Origin of the sequence: Bradyrhizobium sp. 154 (assembly GCF_023073875.1) — a bacterium.
Taxonomy (GTDB): domain Bacteria; phylum Pseudomonadota; class Alphaproteobacteria; order Rhizobiales; family Xanthobacteraceae; genus Bradyrhizobium.
The window spans coordinates 111,487-125,202 of sequence record NZ_JADPKG010000112.1; the positions used below are offsets into that span (position 1 = coordinate 111,487).

Annotated in this window: 12 protein-coding genes; 7 read left to right on the plus strand and 5 right to left on the minus strand. The window is 63.6% G+C overall.

The genetic code is table 11. The features are described 5' to 3' along the window. Positions 1-48 precede the first annotated feature (48 nt). Positions 49-1,170 carry a DUF1236 domain-containing protein gene (locus tag IVA92_RS27765; protein WP_247279230.1) on the plus strand — a complete coding sequence of 374 codons (1,122 nt, stop codon included), beginning with the start codon at positions 49-51 and terminating at the stop codon, positions 1,168-1,170. A 50-nt stretch (positions 1,171-1,220) separates the two neighbouring features. Here IVA92_RS27765 and IVA92_RS27770 read toward each other — a convergent pair whose 3' ends face one another. Continuing rightward, complete coding sequence (locus tag IVA92_RS27770) at positions 1,221-2,183, minus strand: lytic transglycosylase domain-containing protein (RefSeq protein ID WP_247279231.1); 963 nt, start codon at positions 2,181-2,183, stop codon at positions 1,221-1,223. 182 nt (positions 2,184-2,365) lie between these two features. Here IVA92_RS27770 and IVA92_RS27775 point away from each other — a divergent pair, with 182 nt between their 5' ends. Further along, the gene (locus tag IVA92_RS27775) at positions 2,366-3,400 is read left to right on the plus strand and encodes a L,D-transpeptidase family protein (protein WP_247279232.1); all 1,035 of its coding nucleotides are present in this window, start codon (positions 2,366-2,368) and stop codon (positions 3,398-3,400) included. Positions 3,401-3,687: 287 nt separating this feature from the next. Here IVA92_RS27775 and IVA92_RS27780 read toward each other — a convergent pair whose 3' ends face one another. Both IVA92_RS27780 and IVA92_RS27785 read right to left on the minus strand, forming a co-directional pair. Beyond that, positions 3,688-4,563: a VOC family protein gene (locus IVA92_RS27780; protein ID WP_247279233.1), complete on the minus strand. Its 876-nt coding sequence runs from the start codon at positions 4,561-4,563 to the stop codon at positions 3,688-3,690. A 144-nt stretch (positions 4,564-4,707) separates the two neighbouring features. After that, positions 4,708-5,910 (minus strand): urate hydroxylase PuuD, encoded by a 1,203-nt coding sequence (locus IVA92_RS27785; RefSeq protein WP_247279332.1) that lies wholly within the window; start codon positions 5,908-5,910, stop codon positions 4,708-4,710. Between the two features lie 228 nt (positions 5,911-6,138). Here IVA92_RS27785 and IVA92_RS27790 point away from each other — a divergent pair, with 228 nt between their 5' ends. Beyond that, complete coding sequence (locus IVA92_RS27790) at positions 6,139-7,476, plus strand: sorbosone dehydrogenase family protein (protein ID WP_247279234.1); 1,338 nt, start codon at positions 6,139-6,141, stop codon at positions 7,474-7,476. Positions 7,477-7,649: 173 nt separating this feature from the next. Here IVA92_RS27790 and IVA92_RS27795 read toward each other — a convergent pair whose 3' ends face one another. Beyond that, on the minus strand, positions 7,650-8,450 hold the full coding sequence (locus IVA92_RS27795; protein WP_247279235.1) for an SDR family NAD(P)-dependent oxidoreductase: 801 nt from the start codon (positions 8,448-8,450) through the stop codon (positions 7,650-7,652). Between the two features lie 255 nt (positions 8,451-8,705). On the opposite strand from IVA92_RS27795, the gene IVA92_RS27800 reads away from it, so the two are divergent. Genes IVA92_RS27800 through cyoD form a run of 4 tightly spaced genes read left to right on the plus strand, consistent with a single transcriptional unit; the run spans position 8,706 to position 12,556 of the window. Further along, a complete protein-coding gene (locus IVA92_RS27800; protein ID WP_247279236.1) occupies positions 8,706-9,539 on the plus strand; it encodes a cytochrome ubiquinol oxidase subunit II in 834 nt (277 codons plus the stop codon). Then, positions 9,529-11,529: a cytochrome o ubiquinol oxidase subunit I gene (gene cyoB, locus IVA92_RS27805; protein ID WP_247279237.1), complete on the plus strand. Its 2,001-nt coding sequence runs from the start codon at positions 9,529-9,531 to the stop codon at positions 11,527-11,529. The genes IVA92_RS27800 and cyoB overlap by 11 nt, the downstream gene beginning before the upstream one ends. Beyond that, entirely contained in the window at positions 11,529-12,170 is a 642-nt protein-coding gene (locus IVA92_RS27810) for a cytochrome (ubi)quinol oxidase subunit III (protein WP_247279238.1), read from the plus strand. Before cyoB ends, IVA92_RS27810 begins: the two co-directional genes overlap by 1 nt. Beyond that, positions 12,167-12,556, plus strand: a complete 390-nt coding sequence (gene cyoD, locus IVA92_RS27815; protein ID WP_247279239.1) for a cytochrome o ubiquinol oxidase subunit IV — start codon at positions 12,167-12,169, stop codon at positions 12,554-12,556. The genes IVA92_RS27810 and cyoD overlap by 4 nt, the downstream gene beginning before the upstream one ends. A gap of 218 nt (positions 12,557-12,774) precedes the next feature. On the opposite strand, the gene IVA92_RS27820 is transcribed toward cyoD, so the two are convergent. Then, on the minus strand, positions 12,775-13,563 hold the full coding sequence (locus IVA92_RS27820) for a thermonuclease family protein (protein WP_247279240.1): 789 nt from the start codon (positions 13,561-13,563) through the stop codon (positions 12,775-12,777). Positions 13,564-13,716 lie beyond the last annotated feature (153 nt).

The window sequence follows — 13,716 nt, forward strand, 5'->3', positions numbered from 1 at the left end:
TTAACGCAAGTTAGTAGCCAATGTTCATTTGATAAAATGGAGTGAACCATGATCCGCCTGTTGGCAACCACCGCCTTAGGGCTGGTGCTGGCGAGCGCCGCTCTTGCGCAATCGCCAAGCACGACCACGAAGTCCGAGCAGACACCGCAATCCCAATCAAATTCCACCGCGCCGTCCACCACCTCGCCATCGGGCGCGGCTGACAAGCAGTCGACCACATCGCAACCGCAGCAATCACCGCCGACAGGAAGCTCGGCGCAGAATGCGCAGACAAGCGCACCGCCTTCCGGGTCTGCGAACTCCGGTTCCGGCACCTCAAATGCTGCCAACAGCGCGGACACGTCCACGCGGCCGCAGAGCGGCGCGGCAGGCTCGAACACGGCCGGCAACCAGCCTGCGACGCAGCAGGGCGCCAACCCGCCACCGGCGAACACGAACCAGGCGCAGGATCGGTCCAATCCGCCGCCGGCCAATCAGGCTCAGCAGGCGCCCGCGGCATCTGGGGCCAACCAGGCGCAACAGTCGCCGAATGCGCCAGCCAGCAATCAGGCGCAGGGCGAGCGGTCCGGCACCAATTCACAGGCGGCCGCTCAGACCGACGTCAACCTCAACAAGCAGCAGGAGACCAAGATCAGTACCTCGATCTCGCGCCTGAACGTGCGGCCGCTGACCAGTGTGAATTTCTCGCTGAATGTCGGCACCGTGGTGCCGCGCGACGTGCATCTCTCGACATTGCCGCCTGACGTCGTCGAGATCGTGCCGCAATATCGCGGCTACAGCTTCGCGCTGGTGAAGGATCAGATCGTCGTGGTCGATCCGGCGACCTACAAGATCGTGACGGTGCTGCCATATTCGGGGCAGTCCACCGCAACAACGACGACCACGCGCGAGCGTAGCGCCAGCAAGTTCTCAGATCGCGATCGTGAAGCGATCCGCAAGCATGTGAAGACCCGCACCGAAGGACGGAGCGAACGGCAGACCACCGGCAGCACGGCACGCACCGAGATTCGTGTCGGCGACCGCGTTCCTGAGAGCGTCGAGGTGGAAGAATTTCCGAGCACCGTCTATCACGATGCGCCGGACCTGCGGGAATATCGCTACATCCACCGTGACACGCGCACCTACGTCATCGAGCCGCGCGAGCGTCGCGTGATCGAGGAGATCGACTAGCCTCCCGCCGATCGGAAGTCGCTCTGTCGAGCGACTTCCGAATCAGAGCATCAGCCCGAAGTCCGTTCGCGCGCCGCGAAACGGATAGCGCGGGTCTTCGCGCTCTTTCCGGCCGCGCGTGCTGCAATCATGCTGCGCGCGTTGCCGTGAGCCGAAGTGTTCTTCCGGAGCAAGGTCGCGAACCGCTTGCGGGCGCGGTTCGCGGTCAGCCGTGCGGCAAGCTGTTCGCCCTTGCGAATGATGGTCGTGACCGAAGGCGTCAGGTTGACCGGAACCCAGGCGACATCCCTGGCTTTCGAGAGGCTGCCGACGCCTTCGCACGGCGCTTCGCGCGGCAGGTCGATCCGAATCGCAAGCGCTTCCGCGCGCTCGGTCCAGTCGTCGGCCCTGGTCCCGGTGATGATGCGGACATAGTCGCGTGTCTCTCGCGGCAGCTCGCTCTCCTTCGCAAGCCACTTCTGGATGCGGCCGGGGCCTGCGTTGTAGGCGGCGGCTGCGAGGCCCAGATTGCCGAAATCGTCACGGAGCTTGCGCAGGAATTTTGCCGATGCCGGCAGCGCCTTCATGGGATCGAACGGATCGTCGAGCCCGACTTCGGCGGCGGTCTCGGGCATGAATTGCGCGACGCCCTGCGCGCCGGCGTGGCTAACCTCGTTGGACTTGAAGCGGCTCTCCTGCCAGATGAGGCGCGCGAAGAACGGCACCGGAATGCCGCTGGTTTCGGCTGCCTCACGAAGCGCGTGGCAGAACCGGTCTGTCGGTGAAACGGGCCCCTCGGCGACGGTTTCGCTCGCGCGTGGCGGATCGCTCTTCTCCTCATAGGCCGCGCGTGCATTGGCGAGCTCGATGGCCTGCACGCTGGCAAGGAAGAGCTCGACCACCGGAACAAGTGGCAAGGCATGATTGTTCTGAAGAACAGTGGTGTCGAATGTTGATGTTTGCCGGGACGCCGACGGATCGAGATCGCACATCAGAATTAGAAATGCGGCGCAAGCCGCGACGACAAATCGCATTACTGGGGCAACCTCGAACTGTGGGGTGAGCGGCCAGCGATGCGCCGGCGATAAGGAGTTCTTAACCGCGCGATTGCGGCAAAGCTGCGGTCTTATGGGTTCCGTCGGTGCTACTACGGTGTTCCTGATGAGAAACTCTCCGCGGCTTTGCGGATCGCTGTTGCGAGCTGGGAAGAGCGATCATGGTGCGATGGATGCTTGGCGCGGTGATGTCGCTCTGGTTGCTCTGCCCGGCATTCGCGGGCAATTTCGACGCAGCAGCGGTGAACGATGCTGCGCGTCCTGAAAAGCAGCCGGCGACCGACAAGATCAACGCTTCGGTGTTGAAGCTTCAGATCCTGCTCGATCGTGCCCAATTCTCTCCCGGCCAGATCGACGGCAAATTCGGCGAGAACGCGCAGAAGGCGCTGAAGGCATTCGCCGAGCAGAACGGGATCGCATCCGACGCGGGCATAGCACCGGAGCTCTGGGAGAGGCTGAGCACGGCGAGCGAAGGTCCTGTCGTCGTCGACTACAAGATCACCGAAGCAGATGTGAAGGGGCCGTTCCTCAAAAAGCTGCCGGCCAAGCTCGATGACATGAAGTCGCTGGAGGCGCTGAGCTACACCAGTCCGCTCGAAGGGCTCGCGGAAAAATTCCACATGAGCGAGGAGCTGTTGAAGGCGCTCAATCCAAGAAAGGCCTTCGACAAAGCCGGCGAGACGATTGTCGTGGCCAATGTTCCGGCGCGACGGGAGCTTCCGCGGATTGCGCGGGTCGAGATCGACAAGACGAACGCAACACTGAAGGCGTTCGACGAGACCGGTCGTCTCATCGCGTTCTATCCGGCGTCAATCGGCAGTCCGGACCGCCCGACGCCAACGGGGACGTTGAAGGTAACCGGCACCAACGAGCAGCCGACCTATCACTACAATCCCGAGTACAAGTTCAAGAGTGTCAAATCCAAAAGGCCGTTCGACATCAAGCCGGGGCCGAACAATCCGGTGGGTTCGTACTGGATCGGCTTGTCGGCGCAGGGCTACGGCATTCATGGAACGGCAGAGCCCGACAGGGTCAGCAAGTCCGCGTCTCACGGCTGCATCAGGCTCACCAATTGGGACGCTCGTGTGCTCGGCGAGAACGTGAAGCGCGGTACACCCGTCGTCTTCCTCGATGCGCCGACGGAATCCTCCTCCAAGCAGCGGAGCAGACCGACCGGCGGGCGGACCTCGAACTGATCTTTGGGAAAATCCTTGCGCATCGCGATCTCGGCGGCGTCGCCGGGCCGCAGCACGGTCTGGAAGGCCGGTTGCGGCCTCGTCATGATGTCGTAGAGCGAGGTGGCCTTGATCGGCTTGCCCCTCAACTCGCGGACGCAGTCGGCGAGCGTGCCGCTGTAGACGAGATAGGGCGGGCCTCGGTCCTTCTGCCTCTACCCTTTCGCCGACGGCCACTTCTTCGGCTCGGCCGGCGCGTCATAGGCGATCGCCGATCCCTCTTTGAACATGCGCTTGGACCCTGAACGCTAAAGAATTGGTTCAGATCGGCCGGCAACGAAGGCGAGCAGGGTGCCGTTGGCCTTGGCCGGCGGCACGCAGATGGCGCCCCCGCTGCGCATGGCTGCCGAACCGAGCGCCTTCTCGGTTGCCGCGAGGTCGCCGCTGATGAGCACCAGCGCCGCGCCGCCGCGCTCGGAGAGGCCCGCGAGCGGCACGCCGGGATAGCGTTTGGCGAGCTGGTCCAGCGTCAGGTAGACGAAGTCGGCGCGATCGCCGCCGGAGGGCACGGTGACCGCGCCGTCCGCCTCTGCCTTCGGCTCGCGGTCGATCAGTTGGCCGAGGTGCGCAGCTTCTTTCGCGGGCTCAGGCGTTGCGATCAGCGTCTGCTTGATCCGCCTGGCTGCATTGGCATGCTTCATCAATTCAGGAATCCACACCGTCTCGCGGGTCTTGTGCTGGCAGGCGAAGATGCGGACGCCGCCCGGCGCCTCCACGGTCGGCCACATGAAGGTGCGGAATTTTGCCGCCGAGACCGTGCCATTCGGCAGCGTCACGGGCCGTTCGAAATCGGTCGGGCCGATCGGCTCCAGGCCCCGTGCACGGATCTCTTCGGCACCTGCGGCCGAATCGACCGCGGTGAAGGCGATGCGCTCGATGCCTTCGCCGTGCTTGTCGAGGAAAGCGCGCGCCGGGGCATTGAGCTCGGTCGTAGCGAGCACGCCGAGCAGCTCCATATAGTCGGGATCGAACATGATGGTGTAGTTGCCCGTGCCCATATGGACGCTGTGGGTGCCGCGCGGGGAGACGGTGAAGCCGAGCTGCCGATAGTTCTCGGCGGCCTTGTCGAGGTCCTTCACCATGACCACGGCGTGGTCGATACCGGTGACGTTCTTGAGGGCCACTGTTCTTTCCCCGATTGCGAGCTGAATTGGGCCGCTCCGGCGGCTGCCGGTCATGTCTACGCCTGATAGACGGTCAAGTCATTTTCAATTCAGCGAAACATGCGGAAATTTCATTCTGCGAAATGCTGTCGATGCGCGGCGGCATCAACGGGCCTGCTCGATGTAAGCGGCGAGGATGGCGCGCTCCTCACTGGTCATCTCGGTGATGTTGCCCGGCGGCATCGCATTGGACCAAGCCGCGACGCGGCCGATCAGCCGGATGTTGCGATGGATGTGCTCGGGCGCGTCGAGCAGTATCCCTTTCGGTGCGGCGACGATACCGGCCCAGACCGGCTCGGCGGCGTGGCACATGCTACAGCGGGACATCACGATCTCCTCGACATTGGCGAGCGTCGGCTGCGCCGGCAGGGCGCTGGTCTTGACGTCGCGCGGTCCGGCGGCGGAGAGGAACAGGATCGCGATCACGCCAACCGCTGCCACGCCCCACACCCACCACGGCGATTTGCGCCCCGCATGCCGCGCGTTGAAGAAGTGGCGGATCACGGGGCCGAGTGCCAGGATGATCGCGACGATGATCCAGTTGAAGCGCGTGGCGTAGAGCAGGGGATAGTGGTTGCTGATCATCAGCACGACCACGGGTAGCGTCAGATAGTTGTTGTGGACCGAGCGTTCCTTGCTGGCCTTGCCGAGCCTGGGATCAGGCGCCTGTCCCGCGATCAGGCTGGCTACGATCTTCTTCTGGTTCGGGATGATCAGCGCGAAGACGTTGGCGACCATGATGGTGCCGATGATCGCGCCGATCTGGTTGAAGGCGCCGCGGCCGCTCAGCACATGCGTGAAGGCGTAGGTCAGCGCGACCAGGAACAGATAGCCGCCGATGGCAAAGGGCAGCTCGCGCCGCGCAAGCCCAGTGCGACAGGCAGCCTCATAAAGCAGCCACGCCAGCGCGAGGCTGAAGAAGCTGAACAGGCCCGCCTGGAATGGCGTAAGGTCGAGGATCGATCTGTCGACCAGGAACAAATCGGCCTCGAGATAATACACCACCACCATCAGCGCGAAGCCGGACAGCCAGGTGGTGTAGGCCTCCCATTTGAACCAGGTCAGCTCGTCCGGCATCTGGCTCGGTGCGACCAGATATTTCATGATCCGATAGAAGCCGCCGCCATGGACCTGCCAGGCTTCGCCCTGCACGCCGTCAGGCAGGTCGCCCGGCGGGTCGCTCTTGGGCCTGAGACCGAGGTCGAGGGCGATGAAGTAGAAGGAACTGCCGATCCAAGCAATCGCCGCCACCACGTGCAGCCAGCGCAGCAGCAGGCTCGCCCATTCCGATATGACGGATCCCCACATGATCACCCCGATCAGTCGCGACACCAATGCCGCAGCTTTGAACAACCGGCAATCGCGCCCCACCAATGTGTCGCACCGATCAGCCGCATTTTCCAGTACGATGGGCCGCGGCTGATGCCCATCGTGCGGGCATGAACTGATGTCGGATTCGGCAGGCGCATGACCTGCCGCAGAACGTTTGCGGATCGTCGCATGTTGACGTTGAGACGCGCAGGCCGGGAGAAAGACGTGAAAGACAGAATATGGTCCGTTGCGATGTTCGCGGGATTGCTGGTCGCGGCTGCCACCAGCGCACAAGGTGAGCCGGTGCTGCAGGGCAAGGATGCCTACGGCGATTGGCGGGCCGACAAGCCCGGCACGGTCAGGTTGATCCGGCCACAGGATCTGGTCAGGCCCGGCGCGACGCGCTCCGTTGCGAGCTCGTCGCGTGTGGTGCCGCGCCCACCGGAGGCCGCGCTCCGGGTCCCGGCCGGATTCAAGATCGAGCTGTTCGCCGAAGGCCTGCGCGCGCCGCGCATCGTGCGGGTCGCGCCGAATGGGGATGTCTTTGTCGCGGAGACACGGGCCGGCACCATCCGCGTGCTGCGCGCGGGCGATGGCGGCAAGGCCGCGACCAACGAGGTGTTTGCCGGCGGCCTGAGGCAGCCGTTCGGCATCGCCTTCTTTCCGGACGGTGACAACCCGCAATGGGTCTATGTCGCCAACACCGACAGCGTCGTTCGCTTTCCCTACCAGGCCGGCGATCTCAAGGCACGCGGCAAGGCGGAAACGATCGTGGCAAGCCTGCCGCATGACGGCGGACATTCCACCCGAGACATCGTGTTCACGCCCGACAACAAACGCATGCTGGTGTCGGTTGGCTCACTCAGCAACGTCGCCGAGGGCATGGGCACGCCGCCGGGTGGATTGGAGGCGTGGTCGAAAGCGCAACCGCTTGGCGCTGCCTGGGCCAGCGAGACGGAGCGCGCCGCCGTGCTGGCCTTCAATCCCGATGGCAAGAAGCGGAAGATCTACGCCACGGGCCTCCGCAATTGCGTTGGTCTTGCGATCCAGCCGCAGACTGGCCTGCCCTGGTGCTCGACCAACGAGCGCGACGGCCTCGGCGACGATCTCGTGCCCGATTACGTGACCAGCGTGAAGGAGGGCGGCTTCTACGGCTGGCCCTGGTTCTATATCGGCAACAATGAAGACCCGCGCCACGCCGGCGCGCGGCCGGACCTCAAGGACAAGGTGACCGTCCCCGACGTGCTGATCCAGCCGCATTCGGCCTCGCTCGGCATGACCTTCTATCAGGGCACGCAGTTTCCGCCCGAGTACCAGGGCGACGCCTTCGCCGCCGAGCACGGCTCCTGGAACAGATCGAAGCGCACCGGCTACAAGGTGATCCGCATCCGCATGAAGGACGGCAAGCCGACGGGCGAGTACGAGGATTTCGTCACGGGGTTCGTCGTGAGCGACACTGAAGTGTGGGGACGGCCGGTTGGCGTTGCCGTGGCGAAGGACGGATCGCTGCTGGTGTCGGAGGATGGCAACGGCACGATCTGGCGGGTGACGTATTCGCGCTGAGCGCGCCGCGTGACGCTGCCCCCTCTTCCCTTGTGGGAGAGGGTGGCTCGCCGCGAAGCGGCGTGACGGGTGAGGGGTCTCCATCCTCACGAACGGTTGGGCGATTGGAGAGAACCCCTCATCCGGCGCTTCGCGCCACCTTCTCCCACAAGGGGAGAAGGAGAAAGAGAACCCTACCCCCGTCTCACGCTCGCACCGCCATCCACCGGCAGCGTCACGCCGGTGATGAAGCTCGCTTCATCTGAAGCCAGGAACAGCGCGGCATTCGCGACGTCCCATCCGGTGCCCATCTTCCTGCGCAGCGGCACCTTGCTGTCGCGTTCGGCTTCGACTTCGGCGCGGGTCTTGTGCCATTCGCGGGCGCGGGTATCGACGGCCATCGGCGTGTTCATCAGGCCGGGCAAAATGACATTGGCGCGGATGCCGTATTCGGCATTCTGGTAGGCGAGCTGTTCGGTGAAGGCGATCATCGCCGATTTCGTCGCCTTGTAGGCGACGTAAGGGTAGGTCGTGATCGCCGCCATCGAGGAGATGTTGATGATGGCGCCGCCTCTCTGCGTGCGCATGATCGGGATCACCTCTTTCGCGGCGAGAATGCAGCTCTTCAGATTGATGGCGACGACGCGGTCGAACGCTTCTTCGGTCAGTTGCAGCAATTCTGCATCGCCGCCGGCGAGGCTGACGCCGACATTGTTGTGCAGCACGTCAATCCGGCCCCAGCGCGATTGCGCGTCCGCGACCATCGCCTTGATGTCGGCGGCTTTGGTCACGTCGGCCTTGAAGGCTGCGGCTGTGCCCTGCTTCGCCGTGATCATCGCGACCGTCTCCTGCGCCGAGTCCAGATGATGATCGACGCACAAGACCTTGGCACCCTCCCGCGCGAACGTGAGCGCAGTGGCGCGGCCGTTGCCCATGCCCTCGCCCGGGCTCTGCCCCGCGCCGACGACGATCGCAACCTTGTCCTTCAAGCGCATCTCGGTTTACTCCCGGGCCCGGATCCTGTTGATCCAATATTTTCGTGCAGATTAGCAATCGCCTCGACCGGAGAGAAGGGCGCCGCTCCCGCTTTCATGTCATTGACATCACATGCGATTGCATGTTGCGGCCGGCCGACCGCGCATGGCTGACCCCAGCGGTTCAGGAACCGTTCTGAGGTCGCAGCGTTTGTTGCGGAGCCTTTCCCGCGCTAGGCTCTGTCCCGGGGCTTCCCAACCGCCAGTGGCTTGCCGATGAATCTGCTCGATCCGCAAGGGCCTGTGGCTGCGGCCAACAGCACCATCCTGATCGATTCCGTCTTCATCATGCTCGTGATCGTGGTGCCGACCATCGTTGCGATACTCGGCTTCGCGTTCTGGTTTCGCGCGTCCAATCCGAAAGCGCGCTACCAGCCCGACTTCGTCTATTCCGGGCGCGTCGAGATGGTGGTGTGGGCGATCCCTGCGCTCACTGTCATCCTGCTCGGCGGCGTCGCCTGGATCGGCTCGCATCAGCTCGATCCCGCGGCACCCGTGCCGGGCACCGGCAGCCCGGTGCGCATCCAGGCCGTCTCGCTCGACTGGAAATGGCTATTCATCTATCCGGATCAGCGCATCGCCACCGTCAACACGCTAACGGTACCAGCCGGCGCCGAGCTGAACTTCCAGCTGACGTCGTCGAGCGTGATGAACACGTTCTTTATCCCGCAGCTCGGCAGCATGATCTACACCATGAACGGCATGGTGACGAAGCTGAACCTGCGCGCCGACCACGAGGGCAGGCTCCAGGGCCTGTCGGCGCATTTCTCCGGCGACGGCTTCCCCGACATGATGTTCGACGTCAACGTGATCTCGCCGCTCGCGTTTCCGGATTGGGTGGCGGGCACGGCGAAGACCGATGCCGTGCTGAATGAGGACAGCTACAGGACCCTGATGCAGCAGGGAATCGAGAAGAGCCGGCCGACTTATCGGCTCGAGGATCCGCGCCTGTTCGATCTGATCGCAACCCAGCACATTCCGCCGGGTCCTGGGCCGGAGCTGGCATCCGAAGCCGGCCGGTCGCACAGTGGAGGCCACGATGCTCGGTAAGCTCGATTGGTCCGCCATTCCGTTCGATCAGCCGATTCCGCTCGTCGCCGGCGCGGTGGTGCTGGTCGCCATCCTGGGCGTGCTGGCCTGGGTCGTGGTGAGGGGGCATCTGCCCTATCTCTGGAGCGAATGGATCACCAGCGTCGACCACAAGCGCATTGGCGTCATGTATGTGCTGCTGGCCTCGGTGATGCTGCTGCGCGGCGGCAGCGACGCCATCATGATGCGAATCCAGCAGGCGGTCGCCTACCAATCGCAAGGCTATCTCCCGCCCGAGCACTACAACCAGATTTTTTCCGCGCACGGCACCATCATGATCTTCTTCGTGGCAATGCCGTTCGTGATCGGGCTGATGAACCTGATCGTGCCGCTCCAACTCGGCGTGCGCGATGTCGCGTTCCCGACGCTCAATTCGGTCGGGTTCTGGCTGACCGCGACCGGCGCACTGCTGGTCAATATCTCGCTCGTGGTCGGCGAATTCGCGCGCACCGGTTGGCTCGCCTTTCCGCCGCTGTCGGAACTGTCCTACTCGCCCGGGGTCGGCGTCGATTACTACGCCTGGTCACTCCAGATCTCCGGCGTCGGCACGCTGGTCGCCGGCATCAATCTCGTCACCACCGTGCTGAAGCTGCGCACCAAGGGCATGAACTATCTGCGCATGCCGATGTTCTGCTGGACCACGCTGGCCTCGAACCTCCTCATCGTCGCCGCGTTCCCGATCCTCACCGCCACGCTGGCGATGCTCTTGCTCGACCGTTACCTCGGCTTCCACTTCTTCACCAACGAGGCCGGCGGCAACGTCATGATGTTCATGAACCTGATCTGGGCTTGGGGGCATCCCGAGGTCTACATCCTGGTGCTGCCGGCCTTCGGCATCTTCTCCGAGGTGGTTTCGACCTTCTCCGGCAAGGCGCTGTTCGGCTATCGCTCGATGGTGCTCGCCACCATGGCGATCTGCGTCATCTCCTTCATGGTGTGGTTGCATCATTTCTTCACGATGGGTGCCGGCCCCGACGTCAACGCCATCTTCGGCATCGCTAGCATGATCATCGCGGTGCCGACGGGGGTGAAGATCTACAATTGGCTGTTCACGATGTATGGCGGCCGCATCCGTTTTGCGACGCCGATGCTGTGGGCGGTCGGCTTCATGGTGACGTTCATCGTCGGCGGATTGACGGGCGTCCTGCTCGCGGTGCCGCCGGCCGACTTCATGCTTCACAACAGCATGTTCCTGGTGGCGCACTTCCACAATGTCATTATCGGCGGCGTGCTATTCGGCGCCTTCGCCGGCTTCGAATATTGGTTTCCGAAGGCGTTCGGCTTCCGCCTCGACGAACGCTGGGGCAAGGCTGCGTTCTGGTTCACCTTCCTCGGCTTCTTCATCACCTTCATGCCGCTCTATGTCGCCGGCATGCTCGGCATGACGCGGCGCATGCAGCATTACGATGTCGCGGCCTGGCGGCCCTGGATGCTGGTGGCGGCGGTGGGCATGGCGGTGCTGACGATCGGCGTGATCTGCCAGATCGTGCAGATCGTGGTCAGCATCCGCAACCGCGAGGCCTTGCGTGACCGCACCGGCGATCCCTGGGACGGCCGCTCGCTGGAATGGGCGACCTCGTCGCCGCCGCCGGTGTTCAATTTCGCCTTCCATCCCGACGTGCGCGGCGAGGACGCCTATTGGGAAATGAAGGCGCATGCCAAGCAGCAACTGCTCGAGCACGAAGAGCCGGAATATCAGGACATCGAGATGCCCCGGAATTCTCCCACCGGCTTCGTCTGCGCGTTCTTCGCCACCATCATGGGCTTTGCGCTGATCTGGCACATCTGGTGGATGGTGATCCTGGGCGGCCTGGGTGCCTTCGCGACCTTCGTCGTGTTCGCCTGGCGCGACCATGACGAATACGTCATCCCGGCCGATGAGGTCGCCCGCATCGACCGCACCAATCTCGAGGAGCGGCGCAGCCTCGTCAGCATGGCGGGGGCAGTCTGATGTCGATGACCGCCACGGCCGGCCGCGCCCACGCCGATCCCCATCACATCGGGCTCATCATCGAGCATCCCGGACCCGCGCCGAAGCGGATCGTGACCGCCTACGGCTTCTGGATCTTCCTGCTCTCCGACATCGTGATGTTCTCCTGCTTCTTTGCGGCCTATGCGGTGCTGGCCGGCCAGACCGCCGGCGGCCCGAAGGGCTCGGAGATCTTCGAGCCGAAGAACGTCGCGATCGAAACGGTCTGCCTGTTGCTGTCGAGCTTCACCTGCGGCATGGCCAGCATTGCCGCCGACGTGCGCAACCGGTTCTGGTTCTACCTTGGCATGGCCGTGACCTGTGTGCTCGGCCTCATATTCCTCGCCATCGAGTTCCGCGAATTCGCCGACCTCGTCGCCCGTGGCTATGGCCCATCGCGCAGCGCGTTCCTGACCGCGTTCTTCTCGCTGGTCGGGTGTCATGGCCTGCACGTCTCGGCCGGAGTGCTGTGGCTGCTCACCATGATGGCCCAGGTGTTCGCCAAAGGCTTTCGCGCCGACATATTGCGGCGGATGATGTGCTTTGCGCTGTTCTGGCACGCGCTCGACATCATCTGGGTCGCGGTGTTTTCCGTGGTCTACCTGCTCGGGAGCGCGCCATGAGTGATCAGACCCATGGGTTGGTGAAACACGACCTCGCGCCCGGCGAGGAAGAGCAACACAGTGTCGGCACCCGCATCCTCGGTTACGTCGTCGGTCTTGTCTTGGCCCTGCTGCTCACGGCGACGTCGTTCTTCATCGCCGGTACGGATCTGGTCTGGCAGCCGTCGATTCCTGTTGCGCTGATCGTGCTCGCGATCGCACAGATGGGCGTGCATCTCGTGTTCTTCCTGCACATCACCACAGGTCCGGACAACACCAACAACGTGCTGGCGCTCGCCTTCGGGCTTCTGGTCGTCTTCCTGGTGGTCGGAGGAACGGTCTGGATCATGGCGCATCTGAACGCCAACATGCCACCGATGGACCACATCATGCAGATGCGGAGTTAGGACCCGCCCAAAAAGAAAGAGCCGCTTGGATGGCAAGCGGCCCAAGTCTAGGGAGGAAACGCCCGAGCAAGGCAATCGGACCGAAGCCGGATTGCTGCCAAAGGAAACGCTCGCGCAAGGCGCTTGCGTACGCATACAAATGACGCAACTCCCGATAGACTTCAATTCCGGATCAATACGGTCTTGGACTACTACTCACGGATGTGTGAAGGAATTGTTCACTTCGGCCGACGGCAATTATAGGCCTTGCGGAAGCCGGCGGCCTGGGCGTCGTCCTCCGAGCAGAACCAGCGGTCGGGCTTAGTCGTCGCCGGATAGCTCGGACAGCCCCGCAAATGATAGATGCCGATATTGCCGGTGACGCGTGCGCGCACCGCGAGCTTGCCCTTGATGCTGCAACTCGGCGGCATCGTCAGCTCCTCCGGGAACAGCACGGCGCGGATTTCCTTGTCCCGGTCTGGGCGGCACGCGGCGCCGAGAAGCGCGCCATCCCTCTTGCCGGCGCGGAAATCTTGCGGTGCAACAAAGCAGCCCTTCCAGATCCCAGCGGCCGCCGTCTTGGCCTCGGTGGCCGCCGGTTTGACGTTGGCCTTGATCGGCTCGCGCGCGAGGGCAAAGCCGAGCTTGATCAACTGCTCGTTCAAGCTGGCTTTGTCGCCCTCGGCCGTGCAGATGGCGCGGTGCCGCTTGCCAAAACTCTTTTCCGGTCCGACGTCGTCGCAGCGCACCGTCCGTTTTCCGATCAGTTTCGTCAGCTGGTCGCGGGCCTCGATGCCGCAGCTCCAGGAATCGGCGTGCTCGTCGATGCAGACCTGATCAAGCTCGGGCGCATCAACGCCGTCGAGCCGATAGGTGACGTCGCCGACCTGGATGGAGTTGCCGTCGCGGGCTGTCGCGGCGGCAGTCAGCGCGGAGGCTGGTCCGGGCGAGACCAGAAGTCCGGACAAGGCGAAAAATGAAGCGAGCGCAAAAGCGCGGGCGGGGGCAAAGAAATTTCGGAAGGACATACGATCTCGCTATCGATGGCTCGTGCGGCCCTGTTCCTAGCATCCGGATGTGGCGAGACCAATGGTCTGCGCCCTGCGAAGTGCGACATTCCGGCCTCGCGGCTTTACTCAGCCGTTGCTCTGATCCTATCGTTCGCCGGCCTCGCGGACCGC

Bases quoted from the DNA above. Each gene is read 5' to 3' on its own strand.
- cyoB (WP_247279237.1), top strand. From the start codon at position 9,529: ATGCTCGGTAAGCTCGATTGGTCCGCCATTCCGTTCGATCAGCCGATT.
- cyoD (WP_247279239.1), top strand. From the start codon at position 12,167: ATGAGTGATCAGACCCATGGGTTGGTGAAACACGACCTCGCGCCCGGC.
- IVA92_RS27820 (WP_247279240.1), bottom strand. From the start codon at position 13,563: ATGTCCTTCCGAAATTTCTTTGCCCCCGCCCGCGCTTTTGCGCTCGCT.
- IVA92_RS27795 (WP_247279235.1), bottom strand. From the start codon at position 8,450: ATGCGCTTGAAGGACAAGGTTGCGATCGTCGTCGGCGCGGGGCAGAGC.
- IVA92_RS27765 (WP_247279230.1), top strand. From the start codon at position 49: ATGATCCGCCTGTTGGCAACCACCGCCTTAGGGCTGGTGCTGGCGAGC.
- IVA92_RS27770 (WP_247279231.1), bottom strand. From the start codon at position 2,183: ATGCGATTTGTCGTCGCGGCTTGCGCCGCATTTCTAATTCTGATGTGC.
- IVA92_RS27800 (WP_247279236.1), top strand. From the start codon at position 8,706: ATGAATCTGCTCGATCCGCAAGGGCCTGTGGCTGCGGCCAACAGCACC.
- IVA92_RS27810 (WP_247279238.1), top strand. From the start codon at position 11,529: ATGTCGATGACCGCCACGGCCGGCCGCGCCCACGCCGATCCCCATCAC.
- IVA92_RS27775 (WP_247279232.1), top strand. From the start codon at position 2,366: ATGGTGCGATGGATGCTTGGCGCGGTGATGTCGCTCTGGTTGCTCTGC.
- IVA92_RS27785 (WP_247279332.1), bottom strand. From the start codon at position 5,910: ATGTGGGGATCCGTCATATCGGAATGGGCGAGCCTGCTGCTGCGCTGG.